Raw genomic sequence first — 18,919 nt, 5'->3', positions numbered from 1 at the left:
ATGATCGCGTGACGAGGTCAGGCGGCCTCGTGGTCGGACGGCTCGCGCCTGCTGACGATCACGAGATCGGCGTCGGCGTCGTCATGCTGGTCCGCGGCTTCGTTGGCGGCAGCGGAGGCTGCCTGGGCGGCGAGACGTGCGGTGATATCGTCCTTGGCGTCCTTGCCGCTCTTCTCCCAGGCCGGCGCATTGAGCACGACGATGTCGTCATCCTCGGCGTGATCGGCGGGCACGATCGACGGCGACTTGGCTTCGACCACGCGCAGTGTCGGCGCCTCTGCTTCCGCGGCAACCTCTGCGTCTGCGTCAGCCTCCACCTCTGCGTTGGCCTCGGCGTCCGCAGCTGCGTCCGCAGCTTCGGCGGCGGCAGGCTCGTCGGCGACCTCGACCGCTTCGCCGTCGCCGCTCTCCTGCGCAACCTCGGGCTCGGCGACGGCCTCCGTGACGGACGCGGTCTCGTTCGCTTCGTCGGATGCGACGGTAGCCTCAGGCGCGGGCTGATCGGATGCCGCAGGCGTGCTCGGCGCCGGCGCCGCGTCGTCGCTGGCGGCGAGGCCGAGGTGCTGCGAGATTTCCTTGATCACCTTGTCGATCGCCACGAGCACGCGGTACTCCGGGATCGAGGCCATGTGCTGCTCGAATCGGGTGCGCGCATATTGCAGCGAGTCGATCACGTCGGTCGCGATCGACGACGATGACGCGGGGGTGCCGTGCAGGGCGCCAGCCGCCTTCTCGGTCGAGCTTTCGATCAGCAGGAAGGCCTCGTATTGCGGGATCGATTTGAGCTTCTCGTGGTAGTCCTGACGCACGCTGGCGAGCGTGTCGACGATCGCAGCGAAAGACTCTGACGCAGGCATTTCGACGTCCCCTCAACTCCATCAAAGAAGATGCGCGGGACGCTACGGATGGACTGATGAACGTTCAATTTCGCGGGAATACGGCTCTTCGCATCATGCATACCCGGCCGTTAAGCCGAGACGGTCAAATGCCGCGCAAGCTGGTCACGCACGCTTAACGATGACGGGCTCAGCCGGCGAAGTCCTCCGGCCGCAGCTCGATCGGCTTGCCATGCGGGGTGCGGTCGGCGGCGTGGTCCCAGGCCTCACGGTAGCGGGCGAGGGTGGCGGAATTGGTGACGCCCTTCTCGGCCACCAGTCGCTCCAAGGTCGCGAGCCAATGCCGGTAATAGGTGTCGCCGCAGTCGGCATCTCCCGCAGCTTGGGCGTGGGAAATCTCCTCGGCGAGCGCCGCGGCCCATTCCGGCCAGCTGAACAGGCCGCGCGCGTGCAGCGTCACCGCCATTGCGAAGGCGTGCGCCTCCCAGGGTTCGCGAAACACCGGCCCGTCGGCGTCGACGGGAATGCCGGGGAGGGCGCGTGTCGCCTCCAGCGCAGCGTCACGATCCGCCGACATCATGCGCGCTCCAGATACGGCTCGAAGGCGTCGACCGTCACTTCCAGCAGCGGATCGGGCGCATCGGCCCACAGCTCGGTGCCGTTGAACGACACCGTGTAGAGCCATTGCGGGTCCTCGCCATGGCCATGCGCGTTGCTGTCCGGGAAGACATGCACGCCCCTGACAGCCTCGATGCGCCCGACATGGCCGCGCACATAGCGCGGCAGACGGATATGCGTCGGCGGATGGATGTCCTTGGCGCGCACGCGGTCGCCGACGGCGAACAGCGCAGGCTGGCTTGCAGGACGTTCGGTCGGACCGCCCCGGCGCAGCACCGCGGGCACCTCATCGGCGGTGAGGATCTTCGCGACTGGTTTCGCCGGATGCAGCACCTTGCCGGCGGCGAGCTCATCCGCCTCGACCAGATGGCGGTCCTGCATCAGGCGCTCGAGACCTGCAAGCCAGATCTGGTAGTAGCTCATGCCGAGGTAATCATCGGCAGGCCGATTCTCGCGCGCGAAGCGCGACGTGTCGATGTTCCAGCCGCCGGGCAGGGCCATCGCCAGCGTGATCGCAAGCGCGCGGCGCTCCCACTCGGCGTGAAACACCGGCTCGTTCGGTTCGGGGCGGACCGGGCCGAAGCCGGCGACACCGCCCATGTCGTGCGCGCCGTCCATCAGGATGTCCCCTCGGAGCGCTGCACCTGATCGGGCCGCTTCGGCAGGCCGGTGCCGATCATGCTGTCGCGGGTGACGAGTTCGGCGAGCTCGTCCTCGCTCCAGCCCTCGGTGCCTTCGGGGCGCATCGGCAGCACGAAATAACGGACCTCCGCGGTCGAATCCCAGACCCTGATCTTGGTCGTCGCCGGCAGCTCGAAGCCGAAATCACGGAGCACGCCGCGCGGGTCCTTCACCGCCTTGGCGCGATAGGGCGCCGATTTGTACCAGACCGGCGGCAGGCCGAGCACCGGCCACGGATAGCAGGAGCACAGCGTGCAAACGACCATGTTGTGCAGCTCCGGCGTATTCTCGACGGTGACGATGTGTTCGCCCTGGCGCCCGGCATAGCCGAGCTCGCCGATCGCCGGCGTGGCATCCTTGAGCAGCCGGTCCCGGAAGGCCGGGTCGGTCCAGGCCCGCGCCACCACCCGCGCACCGTTGCGGGGGCCGACCTTGCTTTCATAGGTCTCGATCAGGACATCGAGCGCGGCGGGATCGAGGTAGCCCTTCTCGATGAGGATGCTTTCCAGCGCCCGGACGCGGAGATCCGTCTCGGACAATTCCGAGTGATCGTGATGATGGTCGTGATGGTGTTCGTGATCGGTCATGGCGCGAAAATACGGGTATCCCGCTGCGCTGTCGAGCGATGCACTGCGCAGTGGAAGCATCTTCTGAGGGCACGCTGAAACTGTAACTTCATTTCGGCGGGCTCCAAAGGTTCAAATTGGCGCCAAGATGTGGTTCCTGATGGGGTCGACCCGCCGGGCTGGGGGTGAAAAGACCAGAGGTTTGAGGTTCATCAATGCCGAACGACGTCTCCCGCCGTGATCTTGCGAAGCTGGCCGGACTGGCTGCCCTCGGGGCGGCCAATGTGCCGGCGCAAGCGGAGGAGGCCGCCGTGAGGGACGATGTCGATCGCCGTTTCCCAGCCGATTTCGTCTGGGGCACGGCCACCTCGTCCTACCAGATCGAGGGCGGCGCCACCGCCGATGGCCGCGGGCCGTCGATCTGGGACGTGTTCACGCGCATTCAGGGCAACATCGAGGACGCCAGCACCGGCGACGTCGCCTGCGATCACTACAATCGCTACAAGGAGGACGTGCGGCTGATCAAGGAGCTCGGCTGCCGCGCCTATCGCTTCTCGATCGCCTGGCCGCGGCTGTTTCCCGATGGCGGGCTGACGCCCAATCCGAAGGGACTGGACTTCTACAATCGCCTCGTCGACGAGCTGCTCGCCAACGGCATCGCGCCCTATGCGACGCTCTATCACTGGGACCTGCCGCAGGCGCTGCAGGACCGCATCGGGGGCTGGCGCTCGGCGGAAACCGCAAAGGCGTTCGCGCACTATGCGGGTTACGTGGCGCAGCATCTCAGCGACCGGGTGAAGACCATCTTCACCATCAACGAATGCGGGCGGTTCATCCCGTTCGGCTATGGCCTCGGCATGGACGCGCCCGGGCTGAAGCTGCCGCCGCAGGAGGTCAACCAGGCCCGCCATCACGTGGCCCTTGCGCATGGCCTCGCCGTGCAGGCGATCCGCGCCCAGGGGCGGGCCGGCACCCGTGTCGGCATGGCCGAGAACATCACGGCGTGCCTGCCGGCGATCGACACCGCGGAGAACATCCGCGCCGCCGAGATCGCGACGCGCGAGATGAATGCCGGCTTCCTCAACGTCATCCTCGAGGGCCGCTACACCGAGGGCTTCCTGGCCTGGTCCGGCAAGGATGCGCCGATCTTCACCGCGGACGAACTGAAGACGATCGCGGCGCCGGTCGATTTCGTCGGCCTCAACATCTATGCCCCGCAGGCCTATGTCGTGGCGTCAGACCGCGCGCCGGGATTCGACGTGCTGCCGATGCCGGCCTCGTTCCCGCATATGAGCTCGCCGTGGCTGCTGGTCGGGCCGGAGACCGCCTATTGGGTGCCGAAGCTCGCCGCCAAGATCTGGAGTCTGAAGACCATCTACATCACCGAGAACGGCACTTCGTCGGACGACAAGCTGACGGCGGACGGCAAGGTCCATGACCTCGACCGCGTGATGTATCTGCGCAACTATCTGGCGCAGCTGCAGCGCGCGACGTCGGAAGGCGTGCCCGTGAAGGGCTACTTCCTGTGGAGCCTGCTCGACAATTTCGAGTGGGTGTTCGGCTACAAGCAGCGCTTCGGCGTCTACCATGTCGACTTCGACACCCAGGTGCGCACGCCGAAGCTGAGCGCCTCCTATTATCGCCACGTGATCACGCGCAACGCCGTCAGCGCCTGAGCGCGCCACCGGAGCGCGATGACCTCGCCTCGTTTTCGCGCTGAAATTGCGCAGCAATGGTGCGCAAGGCACACCATGTGCGGCGATTTTGCGCGAGCGACGATTTGGAGGAGAAAGGTCAGCCGAATTGACGTAGACGGTGACGGCGTGATCCACCAGTGAGACCGTTGTCCATGTCAGTATCTGTCGTTCGTTCGCCTGTCGGCCGTGTGTGCGCTGGCGTTCTGTTCTGTGTCCTCGGCGCGATCGGGAGCTCTGCCAGCGCGCAGAGCGATGCGGCCAAACCGGCCGCGGAGCAGCCCGCGGCCACAGCTGCCGATAAGCCCGCCGAGGCCGATCAGAAGCCCGCCGCCATCGAGGCCAAGCCGGTCGACAAGCCGGCAGAGCAGGCGGTCGAAAAGCCGGCCGCTGCCGCAGCGGAGCCGGAGAAGGCCGCTACCGAGAAGCCGGCGCCGACGGAGAGCGCCGCTGAAGCCAAGCCGGCCGAATCCAAGGACGAGCCCAAGGCCGAGGCTAAGGCCGAGCCCAAGTCTGAAGCCAAGTCCGAGGCCATCTCTTCTGAGGCGAAGCCTGAGCTCAAGGCTGAGCCGAAGACGGAGACAAAGCCCGAGCCGGATGCAAGCCAGAAGCCGGCCGTCACCGAGGTGACGCCTGCGGCTCCGGCGCCCGCCGCCGCCAAGGACGCGACCGCGCCTGAAAAAGCCGAGGCCAAATCCGACGAGAAGGCCGCCGAAAGCAGCAAGCCGGCCGTCGCTCCGGCCGAGGTCAAGAAGGCTGAACCGGTGGTCGCGGCTCCCGCTGCAGTCACCCCGTCCGCCGCACCGCAGAAGGCCGGCGAGAAGCAGGATGCAGCCGGCGCATCGGACAAGACCAAGACGCATCGCCAACGCGAGCATGCGCACGACGACGACAAGCCGGCCAAGCACAAGCACCGCGCCAAGGCCAAGAGCGAGAGGGACGAAAAGAAGCACCACGCGCGGCGGAGCGGCCGTGACTGCAAGAGCTTCCGCACCTATGACGCCGAGAGCGGCACGTATCACGGCTACGACGGCCGGGTGCACCGCTGCTCATAGCGAGCCAATCGAATCGGCAGCGGCGACGTCCGCTGCCGATCGTCCCAATCAGCGCGGCAGCGGCGACTGGATGCCCGAGGTGTTGCGGCTTAGGAACGTTCCGATCGTCGATCCCTGCTGCTGGGGCTGCGGCCTGGCCAGTCCGGTCGTGGTGCGCTGCTGCGGCGTCACGATGATCTGCTGCGGCGGGCCCGCGGGCCCGCCCGCGCCGCGCGCCTGCGCGGCCTGAGTCGACATCCGCGACACCAGCCGCATCAGCTGGTCCTGACCGGCCTGCAGCTGCTCGATCGCACGGGTATGATCACGGCTGGCCTGATCCTGCGTGCTCTTGATCTGCTCGATTCCCTGCTGCAGCTCGGCGATGTCACGCGCCATGCGTTGCATCAGATTGCCCGGACTGCCGCCGGTGGCGCCGTCCTCCGTGCCCCGCAGCGAAGCATTCGACATCATGCCGTCTTCGTTGCCCTGCTGCTGCGCGGAGGCGTCCTCCTGCGAGGTCTCGCTGGAGCCGGGCATCCAGCGGTCCATCAGTGACGATCCGGCGTCGCGCTGCGACCACGCCACGGACCCGCCGACCAGCAGCACCAGCAATGCGAGACCCACCGCGTTGCGCCCGCGCAGCTTGCTCAGCGGCACCTTCACACGCGCCCAACGGCTGCGCTGCACCCCTGCCGCGTCGCTCGTGCTCGCAGCGGCGGCGGCATCAGCTGCGACGCCGGGCTTCTCGATCGCCGCCAGCCGCGTGTCGATCCGGGTCAGCACCTCGCGCAGGACCCGGCGGTACAGCTGATCGTAGCTGGTCTTCTCCGGCTTCTCCGGAGCGAGCCCGATTTCGCCCGGATCGATCTGTTGCACATTCTGTGTGGACTGCATTGGTGATCCCCAAACCCTGTACGCCCGCCGCCGACGCTGTTTTGTCTTTGAATTTTCAAACGTGACTCGACCCGCCGCTTTGGCCGAAAGCAAGACAGCGTCGTGACGAGGAGGGGGCCATTTCGGACAATCTTCCCTTGGCCGGAGGACTCGCGGATCGATCGCGGAGGGGAAGGGCCGCGCTCCTGGCGTGGTTGCAGGCGACCAAGGTAGCATTCGACCTATCTTGTTGGGGTTGGGGATCAAAGGGACGCAAAGCGCGGTTGATGGCGGGCCTGGCCTGACGGGCCGCGAGCGAGGCGGGGACCGCCGGCCCGAGCGACATCACGCTGGTTGATCAGGGAACACCAAGCGTCCAGCCAACTACTTCCTCGTGCCGAAGATGTAGTCGCTTAGGACGGCACGACACTGCGGACCAAGTTGAATATGGCGAGACGTATCTCGCGTTCGCGGCGCTTCTCGCTGTGATGACCTACGACGTGCATGAGATGCTCAGCCACGCTTGGCCAACTGGCTGAAAACTTTTTCCCGGGCCGCTGCTGCGCGGCATGTAGCTCTTGTCTCCGATGTCGTCCACGTGCCGGAAATGAGTTCCGCCGCATCGAGCGGGTACGCTGCGATGCAATAGATTGCCTGAGCGGCCTACTGCCGCGCTGCGGGATTTTCGCCAGTCATGAGCTAAGCGCTCTATCACAATGCGCTGAACGCAGAGCAGGAGTTAGCGTGTGCTCTTGCTCGCTGGCATGTGGGAGACCAAAGTCCAGCTGCCCGTCAGAGGCATAAGGAATCGGGAGGTCTCATGTTTTCGCTCAAGTCATTCTTGCTTGCGAGCTGCGCCACTGCGCTCATTTCGTCGTCCGCCTGGGCGGCGGATCCGATCAAGATCGGCGTCATCGCGGAAGCTCAAGCGGTTGCCGGCTCGTCGATCGCGCCCGCGGCGCAATTGGCCGCCGAGGAAATCAACGCCAAGGGTGGCGTCGACGGGCGCAAGATCGAGATCGTGGTCTACGACAACCATTCATCGTCGGCCGAGTCGGTGCGCGCCTTCCAACGTGCGGTGAGCGAGGACAAGGTCAACGCGGTCATCGCAAGCTACATCTCCGAGGTCGTGCTGGCGCTGGAGCCGTGGGCCGGGCGGCTGAAGACGCTGATGATCACGCCCGGCGCCGCGTCCGACGTGATTACCCAGAACATCGCCAAGAATTATGATCAGCTGAAATACACCTTCCACGGCTATCTGACCTCGACCTCTCTGGCCGGCCTCGTCTGCGACGCGGCCAAGGACCTGCTGGTCGAGCCCTATAAGATGAAGACCGCCGTGATCATGAGCGAGGACGCCGCGTGGACGACGCCGCTCGATGCCGGATACGAGAAATGCCTCCCGGACATCGGGGTCAAGGTGGTCGATCACATCAGAATGTCGCCGGACACCACCGACTTCACGCCGATCTTCAACAAGATCGAAGCTTTGAAGCCGGATGTGATGATCACCGGCATCTCGCATGTCGGCACCCAGCCGACCGTGCAGTGGAAGAGCCAGCAGGTGCCGATTCCGATGTTCGGCATCTCCTCGCAGGCGACCAACTCGACGTTCTGGAAGGACACCAACGGCGCCGTCGAGGGCGTGATGTTCAACGCCGTGTCGGGGCCGGGCGTCGCGGTGACGCCGAAGACGCTGCCGTTCGTCGACGCCTATCAGAAGAAGTTCGGCAACATCCCGTCCTATGCCGGCTACACGTCCTATGACGAGGTCTACATGATCGCGGATGCGATCCATCGCGCCGGCGGCACCGATCCGGACAAGATGGTCGAGGCCATGGAGGCGACCGACTATGTCGGCACGATCGGCCGCGTTGCGTTCAAGCCGAAGGGCGATCCGAACCCGCATGCGCTGCGGACCGGCAAGGGCTACATCACCGGTCTGATGCTGCAATGGCAGGGCGGCAAGCAGGTCAATGTCTGGCCCAAGGAGCTCGCCGCAGGCACCGTGACCTGGCCGTCCTTCATCAAGCTCAAGGCAGCCAGCAACTGAGGCATCGTGGGGCCGCCCCGCAAGGGCGGCCCATTTTCTTGGTGCCTTCGTTGACGCTCGGATCCATCCTCAAATGCTTTTCTGGCAGATCTTGATCGATGGCTTTGCCATCAGCGCGCTGTATGCGCTCGGCGCGACCGGCTTCACGCTCATCTTCGGCGTCTCCGGCGTGCTCAACCTCTCCCACGGCGCCATCATGGTGGGCGCAGCCGTGGCGGCCTGGGCCGCCGCCGGCGAGTTCGGCACTGGACCCTATATGGGGGCGCTGATCGGCATCCTTGCCGGCCTCGTGCTGGCCTTCGCGACCTACTTCATCGCCGTCCGGCCGATCCAGCGTTCCAGGGCGATTGCCGAGTCGGAAAAGGAGATCTTCATTCTCACGGCGACGCTGCTGTGGGGGATCATCATCCAGGAGGCGATCGCATACCTCTTCACCAACAACGCCAAGACCGTGCTGCCGATCGTCGAGGGCGTCACGACCGTGTTCGGGGTGCGGACCCCGCGCAACGAGTACTTCACCGCCGTGATCTGCTGGGTCGCGATCGGATTGCTGTGGTTCCTGGTCAACCGGACCCGACGCGGAAAGTCCGTGATGGCCGCGTCGATGAATCCGCGCGGGGTGACGCTGCTCGGCATCGAACTGTCGTCGATCTACCTGACGGTCTGGGCCATCTACGGCCTGCTGGCCGGCGTGGCCGGGATCCTGCTCGGCATGTTCTTAGGGGTGAGTTCCTATAGCGTCGGACCGCTGACGGCGAGCGCGTTCTCGATCGTCGTGCTCGGCGGCCTCGGCAGCGTGTCCGGCTCGCTGATCGCGGCCTATGTCGTCGGCTATCTCGAGACCGGCACGGCCTACCTGATCTCGCCGGCCTACCGGACGATCCCGGCGCTGCTGCTGCTCGTCGTCGTCATGTATCTGCGCCCGCAAGGGCTGTTCGGACGGAGGTGAGCATGCCCGCATTCGTCTCCTCCCGGCTGTTCTGGATCGGCGCGCTCACCGTGATCGTCGCTTTGGTGCTGCCGACCTACGTCTCCGGCTACGTGCTGGGATTGCTGACCGTCGCGTACTACACGGCCGTCTTCGCGATGTCCTGGGACCTGCTGTTCGGCTTCGCCGGCGAGGTCAATTTCGGGCCGACCTTCCTGATCGGTGTCGGCGCCTATACCGCCGGCATTCTCGACGCCCACTACTCACCGGGACTCTCGATCTGGATCTGCATTGCGGCCGGCGCGCTGGCCGCCGTGGTCGGCGGCGTGATCCTGGCGTTGCCGGCGCTGCGCGTCAGCGGGCCGTATTTCGGCCTGACCACGCTGGTCGCCGTGCTGATGCTGCAGAACTTCATCGTCGTCGCGGCGGGGCTCACCGGCGGCGAGATCGGCCTCGCGGTGCCCGACGTGATCTCGATCGATGCCAAGACGAATTACTGGATCGCGCTCGGCTTCATGCTGGTGTCCGGCGCGATCCTGTTCGGCCTGTCGCGCAGCGCCATCGGCCTGATCCTGCAGGCGAGCGGCCAGGACAAGATCCAGGCCGGCGCGCTCGGCTTCAACGTCACCAAGCACAAGCTGGCGGCCTTCGTCGTCAGCGCGTTCTTCTCCGGCCTCGCCGGCGCGCTGATGGTGTTCTACATGGGCACGGCCTCGGTCTCGACGTTCGTCGACGTCGGCGTCGGCGTGCAGATCATCATCGCCGCCGTGCTCGGCGGAAGGCGTACGGTGATCGGCGCTGCGATCGGCGCGATCTTCCTGATCGGCATGGGCGAGCTGCTGCGGCCGCTCGGCGAGCTCGCAACCCTGATCGTGTCGGTGATCGCGCTCTTGGTGATCCTGTTCTTCCCCGACGGCTTCCTCGGCATCATCAGGGGAGGAGCCAAAGCATGAGCGCTGCTCCGATGCTGGAGGTCAATGGCCTCACCAAGCGCTTTGGCGGCCTGGTCGCGGTGAAGAATCTGAGCTTCTCGATTAGCCCCGGCGAGATCCTCGGTCTGATCGGGCCGAACGGTTCCGGCAAGTCCACCGCGATGAAGAGCGTGATGGGCGTGGAGCGGCCGACCGCGGGCTCGGTCAAGCTCGATGGCATCGAACTCTCCGGCCTGCCGTCGCACCGCATCGCGCGCATGGGCGTTGGCCTCGTGTTTCAGCATTCGCGCCCCCTGGCGCGCCAGACCGTGTTGGAGAACATCAAGGTCGCGCTCTTGCCGGACAAGCTGACCCGGCTGTTCGCCGACAAGGATGTCGACGCGCGTGCACGCGCCATCGCTGAGCGCGTCGGCCTCGGTGGCGTCATCGATCGGCGGCCGCCGACGCTGGCCTTCGCCGATCTGCGTCGGCTCGAGCTTGCCAAGGCGGTCGCGCGCAGCCCGAAGCTGGTGCTGGTCGACGAGCCCTTCGCCGGTCTCACGGCCTCGGAGGTCGCCGACTTCTCCAACCTGATCCGCGAATTCCGCGATGACGGCCGCGCCGTACTGTTGGTCGATCACAACGTGAAAAGCGTGTCGGCGCTGGTCGACCGCGTGCTCGCGATGTATCTCGGCGAGAAGATCGCCGAGGGCAGGGCGACCGAGGTGATGCAGAACGAGACCGTGCGCCGCGTCTATCTCGGCGGCGCGCTCGTCTCGACCGCCCGCCCCGAAGCGAGCTTCAAGGACGTCACGCCGGCGCTGCAGGTCGACAATGTCGGCGTGCTCTACGGCAAGGCGCAGGCGCTGCAGGACGTCTCGCTGCACGTCCATGAGGGCGAGTTCGTCTCCGTCGTCGGCCTCAACGGCGCCGGTAAGACGACACTGTTCAACGCGATCTCGGGCCTGGTGCCGTATTCCGGCGCGGTGAAGTGGGCAGGGCGCAACCTCGCCGGCGGCACGGCGGCGCAGATCGCGCGCGACGGCATCGTGCAGTGTCCGGAGACGCGCGAATTGTTCGGCGACATGACGGTGCGCGAAAATCTCGAGCTCGGCGGCAACGCGTTGTCCGACGCTGAGCGTGGCGAGCGTTTGGAATGGCTGTTCGGCTTGTTTCCGATTCTGAAATCGCGGCAGCCGCAACTGGCGCGCACGCTGTCGGGCGGCGAGCAGCAGATGCTGGCGATCGCGCGGGCGCTGATGATGAAGCCGAAGCTGCTGATCCTCGACGAGCCGACACTGGGGCTTGCTCCGGTCATCCTGGAGACGCTGTCGAAGGCGCTCGACCGGCTGCGCGAGACCACCAAGATCACGGTGCTGCTCGGCGAGCAGAATGTCACTTTCGCGCTCCCGCACGCCGACCGCGTCTACGTGCTCGATCACGCGAAGATCGTCTGGGAGGGGCCACCGGATCGGTTCGAGGCGGAAGCTGCGGCGAACTATCTGTAAGGTCTGCGCGCAGAGCCGAGAGGAGGGGCCAAGTGCACGGAGAGGGCGACGCGCCAGCTGCCGACGTCGCGGCCTATCGTGCCGTGGAGCTGATCCATCACGCCTACCTCACCGGCCTCATCCTGATGCTGTCGTCGCGGACAGGGCCGCAGCGCGCCGCGGAGATCGTGTTCCGGACGTTTCGCCGGCAACAACTGGCCCGCTTTCTGCCGGGGTTGAAGAAGCTCGGTCTGGACGGTCTGCCGCATGCGTTGGCGTGCGCGCAATATCACTATTTGTCCAATCAGGTCGGCGGCGTGAAGGTCGAATACGTCTACGAAAGCGATCGCAAGGCGTGGGTGCGCTATCCGCCGCCGCGCTGGATCTGGTCGGGGACGGCGATCTGCGGCATTCCCTCGGAGGTGTCGCGCGCCATGCTGCGCGGATGGCACGCCAACAATGGCGTCGTGCTCGGCAATCCCAGGCTCGGTTTCATCTGCACCGGGCAGACCGTCGACGGCCAGCCGGGCCTCGAAGGCTACTACAAGGAATGGGACCACGATCTCGCGCCTGACGAACGTCTTCAGTTCTCGCCGGGCGAGCGCTGCCCGCCGTTCGATCCGGCCCGCGCCCCCAAGCTCCCGGAGAGTGACTGGCCTGAAGAGCGGCTCCGCAAGGTGCTCCGCAACTATGCGATGGAGTACATCACCTCGATCGTGCCGGAGACGGTGGCCGTGCTCGGTCCCGAGGAGGGCGGCCATCTGGCCGGCGCCGCGGCGAGGCTGATCGGCATGCAGACCTACGACGACGTCGCGACCCTCCTTGGCGGCGTCGAGCCCGGCGCCGCAGGTTTCGCCGAGACGTTCACGCGGTTGGCGCGCGGCCAAGGCGACGACGCAGAGCTGCGGACCGAGGGCCACTCCATTCTCGTGCGCCAGACGTCGTGGCGTCTGATGTCCGAGCGGGACAATCTACCACCCGCCGTATTCGAGGCCTGGAACGAACTCTGGGTCGGCGCGGCGCTCGCGCATGATCGCTTCATGAGAATCGACATTGTGGAGCGCCGCGATCGAGGGGACGCCTATTGGGCCTGGCGATTCCGCTGATGGCCCAGCGCCTCGTCGAGCGCTGGAGTGAGCCGCAGGCCAACGCTTCCTGCAGCTCGAGTTTCTGAAGCTTGCCAGATGCCCTCGATCAACTGTTCGACGGCATTTGCCGACGCCGCGGCCGAACGATCTGTGAGAGCAGGGGCAGGGAGCAGGGGTCGCGTCCCCTGCCCGAATTGCATTGGATCAGAAGTTCGGAAACCGTGGTGGCCTTGCCGGTGTCTGCGGCGGCCGCGGCGGAAGGCGCGCGGCGGCGCCGACAGTCGTCGGCGGCTCAGTCTTCGCGGCGCGCACGGCGCGTGCGAGCTGGTCCTGGCTCGCCTGCAACTGCTCGATGGCCTTGGCCTGATCGCGGCTTGATTGCTCCTGGCTGGTCTTCAGGTCCTGCAGCCCTGTCTGCAGCGCGGCGACGTCGTGTGCGATCTTTTCGATCAGTGGTGCGATGTCTCGGTCCGGCGCGGGCGGCATGTCCCGCTCCGGCGCCTCCGCCATGGCGGAGGACGGATCGCTGGATCGGACGGTCGACGGCTCCGGCGACGATGAAGCGGGCGGAGGCGATGAGGCAGGGGATGTCTCTGCCGTGTCAGCTGCGCTCGATCCGGCTGCCGGATCTCGGCCACCGGCCGGCATGGCCATCTGCGGGGCCTCACGACGGAGGGATTGGATTGCCGCCTCGATCCGGTCGGTGACCGATGTGATGGTTTCTTGATGATCGCGTGCCAGGGTGACGACAGCGCCGACGAGCCCGGCCGACGCTGCGAGCGTGATCGTGGCCCGTAACAGCGGCCGGCGTTTCGCTGCTGGAGGTGTGGCGGCTGCATTCACGAGCTCGTTCGGCGCCACGGCGACGCCGACCGTCTCAGCCTCGACCTCGACGTCGTCATCCGCCGCAGCCTCGGCCTCGATGGCCGCGATCCGCTGATCGATGCGGGCGCGTACCTCGGTGAGGACGCGCTGATAGATCTGCTCGCAGATCTCATTCTCTGGCGTGAGCGCGACATCACCCGGATCAACTTCCTTCGGCGTCGACTGAACTGACATGTTCTCGGGTCCTGTACGCGAAGCGCCCATGCCAAATCCCCGCCAGCGATTTGGCCAAGGCCTTTGACCAAACGAAGACTAAGGGGTGACGAGTGAGGGGCGATTTCTCAGGCCGCGCGGCCAGCACGGCGGCGGACATGAGCGCCGTTCCCAGGGGTGGGATCCGGCTAGAGCCAATTCGCATAAGGTATATTATGGAATATTTATATGCTGAGGGATATCAGGGGCTTGGCGCTAAAAGCTCGAATCTGTCTCCGGCATTCGACCGTTCTAGGACGCGCTCCGCGGTTTCGCCATGGCGTCCGCCAAGGCTCTCAAACCCGTTTCACAGGCCTGCTGCGAACGCCGATATTGCTGCTGCGGCTCATCGCTGCAATAAGCGCAGATGACGCTGCTGACGTTGCGGGATTCGAACCGTGTCCGCCAGCCGGCTGAGCATGAACAAGAAGAAGCAGCTTCAGGGAGAAACGAGAATGAGCTTGTCACGACGCGCGCTGTTGAAGGCCACCGCGGCCACGGCCGTCCTGGGTGGGATTGCGGCCCCGCATGTCGCGCGCGCGCAGAGCGCCGATTTCACCTACAAATACGCCAACAACCTGCCCGACACCCATCCGCTGAACGTCCGCGCCAAAGAGATGGCTGCGGCGATCAAGGCCGAGACCAACGGCAAGTTCGACCTGCAGATCTTCCCGAACAACCAGCTCGGCTCCGACACCGACATGCTAAGCCAGATCCGCTCCGGCGGCGTCGAGTTCTTCACGCTCTCGGGCCTGATCCTGGCGACCCTGGTGCCGGCGGCATCCATCAACGGCATCGGCTTCGCGTTCCCGGACTATGAGACGGTCTGGAAGGCCATGGACGGCGATCTCGGCGCTTATGTGCGCGGCCAGATCAACAAGGCCGGCCTGATGGTCATGGACAAGATCTGGGACAACGGCTTCCGCCAGACGACGTCGTCGACCAAGCCGATCAACGGCCCTGACGATCTCAAGGGCTTCAAGATCCGCGTGCCGGTGTCGCCGCTGTGGACCTCGATGTTCAAGGCGTTCGAAGCGGCGCCTGCCTCGATCAATTTCAGCGAGGTCTATTCCGCACTGCAGACCAAGGTCGTCGAGGGCCAGGAGAACCCGCTGGCGATCATCTCGACCGCCAAGCTCTACGAGGTGCAGAAATACTGCTCGCTGACCAACCACATGTGGGACGGCTTCTGGTTCCTGGCCAATCGTCGCGCCTGGGAGGCCGTGCCGGCCGATATGCGCGCGATCGTGGCCAAGCACATCAACGCCGCTGCCCTGAAGGAGCGCGAGGACGTCGCCAAGCTGAATGCGGGCCTACAGGCGGATCTCGCAGCCAAGGGCCTGACCTTCAATCAGCCGACCGTCGCGCCGTTCCGCGACAAGCTGCGTACCGCCGGTTTCTATGCCGAGTGGAAGGGCAAGTATGGCGACGAGGCCTGGGCGCTGCTCGAGAAGGCCGTCGGCAAGCTGTCGTAAGGTGTAGGCGTCCTGGACGCGTTCGGGTGACGTCATGGCGCATGCCGAGTTCACGGAAATAGCCATCAGCGAGGTGGTCATCGAGACCCCTCGCCGCTGGTCCTGGCTGGACCGCCTGGAGGCCCTGCTCGGCCTCCTGGTCGAGATCCCCGCCGCGCTGCTCGTCTTGGCCGAGATCGCCATCCTGTTCGCGGGTGTCGTCGCGCGCTATGGCCTGCACCGGCCGCTGATCTGGTCGGACGAGCTTGCCTCGATCCTGTTCCTGTGGCTCGCCATGCTCGGCGCCGCGGTGGCCTTCCGCCGCGGCGAGCACATGCGGATGACCGCGATGGTGGCGCGTGCGAGCCCCGGCTTGCGTGCCTATCTCGATCTCGTGGCGACTGTCGCCGCGCTGGCGTTCCTGGTGATGATCGCCTGGCCGTGCTGGGAATACGCTTACGAGGAAAGCTACATCACGACGCCGGCGCTGCAGATTTCCAACATCTGTCGCGCGGCGGCGTTGCCGGTCGGTATCGGCCTGATGGCGTTGTTTGCATTGATCCGATTGGCGCGCACGGCGACTCTCAGAACGATGCTGCTGGCCGTTGTCACCGTCGGCGCCATCCTTGCGCTGTTCTGGCTGGCGCAGCCGGTCTTGAAGCCGCTCGGCAACGTCAATCTGGTGATCTTCTTCGTTGGGGTAGTCGGCTTCTGCGTCTTCGCCGGCGTGCCGATCGCGTTCGCCTTCGGGCTGGCGATCTTCGGCTATCTCGCGCTGACCACGCGCACGCCGCTGATGGTGCTGGTCGGGCGCATGGACGAGGGCATGAGCCACCTCATCCTGCTCTCGGTGCCGCTGTTCGTCTTCCTCGGCCTCTTGATCGAGATGACCGGCATGGCGCGCGCGATGGTCGCTTTCCTCGCAAGCCTGCTCGGCCATGTCCGCGGCGGACTGCATTACGTGCTGGTCGGCGCGATGTATCTCGTGTCCGGCATCTCGGGCGCCAAGGCGGCGGACATGGCGGCGGTCGCGCCGGTGCTGTTTCCGGAGATGAAGGCGCGCGGCGCCAAGCCCGGCGATCTCGTCGCCCTGCTCGCCGCCACCGGCGCGCAGACCGAAACCATTCCGCCGAGCCTGGTGCTGATCACGATCGGCTCGGTCACCGGCGTGTCGATCGCGGCGCTGTTCACCGGCGGCCTGCTGCCGGGCGTGGTGCTGGCGGTCACGCTGTGCGCGCTGGTGTGGTGGCGCTATCGCAATGAGGACATGAGCGGCGTCCGCCGCGCCACCGGCGCCGAGATCGGCAAGGCGTTCGTCGTGTCGGTCCCTGCCCTGGCCCTGCCTTTCGTGATCCGCGCCGCCGTGGTGGAGGGCATCGCGACGGCGACGGAGGTCTCGACCATCGGCATCGTCTACGGCGTGCTGGCAGGCCTCTTGGTCTATCGCCGGTTCGACTGGCGCCGGCTGATGCCGATGCTGATCGAAACCGCGGCGCTGTCCGGCGCCATCCTCCTGATCATCGGCACAGCCACAGGCATGGCCTGGGGCCTGACGCAATCCGGCTTCTCACGCGCGCTGGCGGCCGCCATGACCGGCCTGCCGGGCGGGCCGGCGACCTTCATCGCGGTCTCGATCGTGGCCTTCACCATCCTCGGCAGCGTGCTCGAGGGTATTCCAGCGATCGTGCTGTTCGGACCGCTGCTGTTTCCGATCGCGCGCACTGTGGGCGTGCACGAGGTGCATTATGCCATGGTGATCATCCTGGCGATGGGCATTGGCCTGTTCGCGCCGCCATTCGGGGTCGGATATTACGCCGCCTGCGCGATCGGCAGGGTCGATCCCGCCGAGGGCATCCGGCCGATCTGGGGCTACCTGCTGGCGCTTCTCATCGGCCTGATCATCGTTGCGATTTTTCCGTGGATTTCGATCGGGTTCCTGTAAACTCTTCAGACGACAAGGGAGGGTGGTGATGAGCACGAACCAGTATCAGCTCGGTCTCGACAAGAACGCGGCCAATTACGTCCCCCTGACCCCGCTCAGCTTCCTGGCGCGCAGCGCGGCCGTCTATCCCGACCACGTCAGCACGGTATACGAGGGCCGCAGCTTCACCTGGCGCCAGACCTATGAGCGCTGCCGTCGCTTCGCGTCCTATCTCGCGGGACGCGGCATCGGCACCGGCGCCACCGTGGCGGCGATGCTGCCGAACATCCCGGCGATGAACGAGGCGCATTTCGCAGTGCCTATGACCGGCGCGGTGCTCAACACGCTCAACATCCGGCTCGATGCGCCGTCGATCGCGTTCCAGCTCGACCACGGCCAGGCCAGGATCATTCTGGTCGACCCGGAATTCTCCGGCGTGATCAGCGAGGCGCTGAAGCTGATGAGCGGCGAAAAGCCGTTCGTGATCGACGTCGATGATGCCTCCTATGTCGGCGGCAACCGCATCGGCGAGATCGAATATGAGTCCGCGGTCGCCGCGGGCGATCCCGCTTTCGAGCCGCGCCGTCCCACTGATGAGTGGGACGCGATCGCGATGAGCTACACGTCGGGAACGACGGGCAATCCCAAGGGCGTCGTGACGCATCATCGTGGCGCCTATCTCAATGCCGTCAGCAACATCCTCGCCGGCGGGCTTGGCCAGCATCCGGTCTATCTCTGGACGCTGCCGATGTTCCACTGCAACGGCTGGTGCTTCCCCTGGACCATGGCGGCCGCGGCTGGCATCAACGTCTGCCTGCGCAAGGTCGAGCCGACGAAGATCTTCGAGCTGATCAAGACCCACGGCGTCACCCACATGTGCGGCGCGCCGATCGTCTACAATGTGCTGATCAACGCGCCCGATGCGCCCAAAGGCAAGCGCGAGAAGCCGGTCGTCGGCCTGATCGCCGGCGCGGCCCCGCCGGTCGCCGTGCTTGAGGGCGCCGAGAGCATCGGCATCAAGCTGACGCATGTCTACGGCCTCACCGAGGTCTATGGCCCCGCCTCCGTCTGCGCCGAGCAGCCCGGCTGGGACGACCTGCCCGCGCCCGAGCGCGCGAGGCTGAAGCGCCGCCAGGGCGTGCCGTATCCGCTCCAGGAAGCCGTCACTGTGCTCAATCCGGAGACGATGCAGGAGGTGCCGCGCGACGGCGAGACCATCGGCGAGGTCATGTTCCGTGGCAACATCGTCATGAAGGGCTATCTGAAGAACGAGAAGGCCACGCAGGACGCCTTCGCCGGCGGCTGGTTCCACACCGGCGATCTCGGCGTGCTCGACGAGCACGGCTACGTCATCATCAAGGACCGTTCCAAGGACATCATCATCTCCGGCGGCGAGAACATCTCCTCCGTCGAGGTCGAGGACATCCTCTACAAGCACCCCGCCGTCCTGTTCGCCGCGGTTGTTGCCAAGCCCGATCCGAAATGGGGCGAGGTGCCCTGCGCGTTCGTCGAACTGAAGGACGGCGCCCAGGCGACGGAGGCCGAGATCATCGCCTATTGCCGCAGCCACATGTCCGGCTTCAAGACGCCGAAGGTCGTGGTGTTCGGCCCGATCCCGAAGACGTCGACGGGGAAGATTCAGAAGTTTTTGCTGCGGAACGAGGTGAACTCGGCGAAGGCGATCTCGGCGTAAGACTG

At 65.8% G+C, this 18,919-nt stretch carries 16 protein-coding genes; 10 read left to right on the top strand and 6 right to left on the bottom strand.

Annotated features, from left to right (window positions below; genetic code table 11):
* Positions 1 to 17: 17 nt before the first annotated feature.
* The 4 genes from NLR35_RS01625 to nthA all read right to left on the bottom strand — a co-directional run bounded on the left by NLR35_RS01625 (position 18) and on the right by nthA (position 2,722).
* Entirely contained in the window at positions 18 to 857 is an 840-nt protein-coding gene (locus NLR35_RS01625) for a hypothetical protein (protein WP_257164818.1), read from the bottom strand.
* 169 nt (positions 858 to 1,026) lie between these two features.
* On the bottom strand, positions 1,027 to 1,416 hold the full coding sequence (locus tag NLR35_RS01620; protein WP_257164817.1) for a nitrile hydratase accessory protein: 390 nt from the start codon (positions 1,414 to 1,416) through the stop codon (positions 1,027 to 1,029).
* Positions 1,413 to 2,072 carry a nitrile hydratase subunit beta gene (gene nthB, locus NLR35_RS01615; protein ID WP_257164816.1) on the bottom strand — a complete coding sequence of 220 codons (660 nt, stop codon included), beginning with the start codon at positions 2,070 to 2,072 and terminating at the stop codon, positions 1,413 to 1,415. The genes NLR35_RS01620 and nthB overlap by 4 nt, the downstream gene beginning before the upstream one ends.
* Positions 2,072 to 2,722 (bottom strand): nitrile hydratase subunit alpha, encoded by a 651-nt coding sequence (gene nthA / locus NLR35_RS01610; RefSeq protein WP_257164815.1) that lies wholly within the window; start codon positions 2,720 to 2,722, stop codon positions 2,072 to 2,074. Before nthA ends, nthB begins: the two co-directional genes overlap by 1 nt.
* A gap of 194 nt (positions 2,723 to 2,916) precedes the next feature.
* Between nthA and NLR35_RS01605 the strand changes: the two genes are divergently transcribed.
* Together NLR35_RS01605 and NLR35_RS01600 are read left to right on the top strand one after the other, a co-directional pair.
* Positions 2,917 to 4,377 (top strand): GH1 family beta-glucosidase, encoded by a 1,461-nt coding sequence (locus NLR35_RS01605; protein WP_257164814.1) that lies wholly within the window; start codon positions 2,917 to 2,919, stop codon positions 4,375 to 4,377.
* A gap of 173 nt (positions 4,378 to 4,550) precedes the next feature.
* Positions 4,551 to 5,450 carry a hypothetical protein gene (locus NLR35_RS01600; RefSeq protein ID WP_257164813.1) on the top strand — a complete coding sequence of 300 codons (900 nt, stop codon included), beginning with the start codon at positions 4,551 to 4,553 and terminating at the stop codon, positions 5,448 to 5,450.
* A 48-nt stretch (positions 5,451 to 5,498) separates the two neighbouring features.
* On the opposite strand, the gene NLR35_RS01595 is transcribed toward NLR35_RS01600, so the two are convergent.
* Positions 5,499 to 6,323, bottom strand: coding sequence for a hypothetical protein (locus NLR35_RS01595; RefSeq protein ID WP_257164812.1), 825 nt, complete (start codon positions 6,321 to 6,323; stop codon positions 5,499 to 5,501).
* Between the two features lie 745 nt (positions 6,324 to 7,068).
* Between NLR35_RS01595 and NLR35_RS01590 the strand changes: the two genes are divergently transcribed.
* The 5 genes from NLR35_RS01590 to NLR35_RS01570 all read left to right on the top strand — a co-directional run bounded on the left by NLR35_RS01590 (position 7,069) and on the right by NLR35_RS01570 (position 12,787).
* A complete protein-coding gene (locus NLR35_RS01590) occupies positions 7,069 to 8,355 on the top strand; it encodes an ABC transporter substrate-binding protein (RefSeq protein WP_257164811.1) in 1,287 nt (428 codons plus the stop codon).
* Between the two features lie 73 nt (positions 8,356 to 8,428).
* Complete coding sequence (locus NLR35_RS01585; protein WP_257164810.1) at positions 8,429 to 9,304, top strand: branched-chain amino acid ABC transporter permease; 876 nt, start codon at positions 8,429 to 8,431, stop codon at positions 9,302 to 9,304.
* A 2-nt stretch (positions 9,305 to 9,306) separates the two neighbouring features.
* On the top strand, positions 9,307 to 10,236 hold the full coding sequence (locus NLR35_RS01580) for a branched-chain amino acid ABC transporter permease (protein ID WP_257164809.1): 930 nt from the start codon (positions 9,307 to 9,309) through the stop codon (positions 10,234 to 10,236).
* Positions 10,233 to 11,702 carry an ATP-binding cassette domain-containing protein gene (locus tag NLR35_RS01575; RefSeq protein ID WP_257164808.1) on the top strand — a complete coding sequence of 490 codons (1,470 nt, stop codon included), beginning with the start codon at positions 10,233 to 10,235 and terminating at the stop codon, positions 11,700 to 11,702. Before NLR35_RS01580 ends, NLR35_RS01575 begins: the two co-directional genes overlap by 4 nt.
* A gap of 32 nt (positions 11,703 to 11,734) precedes the next feature.
* Positions 11,735 to 12,787, top strand: a complete 1,053-nt coding sequence (locus tag NLR35_RS01570) for a hypothetical protein (protein WP_257164807.1) — start codon at positions 11,735 to 11,737, stop codon at positions 12,785 to 12,787.
* A 186-nt stretch (positions 12,788 to 12,973) separates the two neighbouring features.
* Here the strand turns inward: NLR35_RS01570 and NLR35_RS01565 are convergent, their stop codons facing one another.
* Entirely contained in the window at positions 12,974 to 13,828 is an 855-nt protein-coding gene (locus NLR35_RS01565; protein ID WP_257164806.1) for a hypothetical protein, read from the bottom strand.
* 473 nt (positions 13,829 to 14,301) lie between these two features.
* On the opposite strand from NLR35_RS01565, the gene NLR35_RS01560 reads away from it, so the two are divergent.
* From NLR35_RS01560 to NLR35_RS01550, 3 genes are read left to right on the top strand one after another with little or no spacing between them, the layout of a single operon-like run.
* Positions 14,302 to 15,321: a TRAP transporter substrate-binding protein gene (locus NLR35_RS01560; RefSeq protein ID WP_257164805.1), complete on the top strand. Its 1,020-nt coding sequence runs from the start codon at positions 14,302 to 14,304 to the stop codon at positions 15,319 to 15,321.
* A gap of 34 nt (positions 15,322 to 15,355) precedes the next feature.
* Entirely contained in the window at positions 15,356 to 17,242 is a 1,887-nt protein-coding gene (locus NLR35_RS01555; RefSeq protein WP_257164804.1) for a TRAP transporter large permease subunit, read from the top strand.
* A 28-nt stretch (positions 17,243 to 17,270) separates the two neighbouring features.
* Complete coding sequence (locus NLR35_RS01550) at positions 17,271 to 18,914, top strand: acyl-CoA synthetase (protein WP_257164803.1); 1,644 nt, start codon at positions 17,271 to 17,273, stop codon at positions 18,912 to 18,914.
* Positions 18,915 to 18,919 lie beyond the last annotated feature (5 nt).

This window comes from Bradyrhizobium sp. SRS-191 (genome assembly GCF_024586915.1).
Classification (GTDB): domain Bacteria; phylum Pseudomonadota; class Alphaproteobacteria; order Rhizobiales; family Xanthobacteraceae; genus Bradyrhizobium.
The sequence above is the reverse complement of the archived record's forward strand: the minus strand, read 5'-3'. Positions and strand labels throughout refer to the sequence as shown.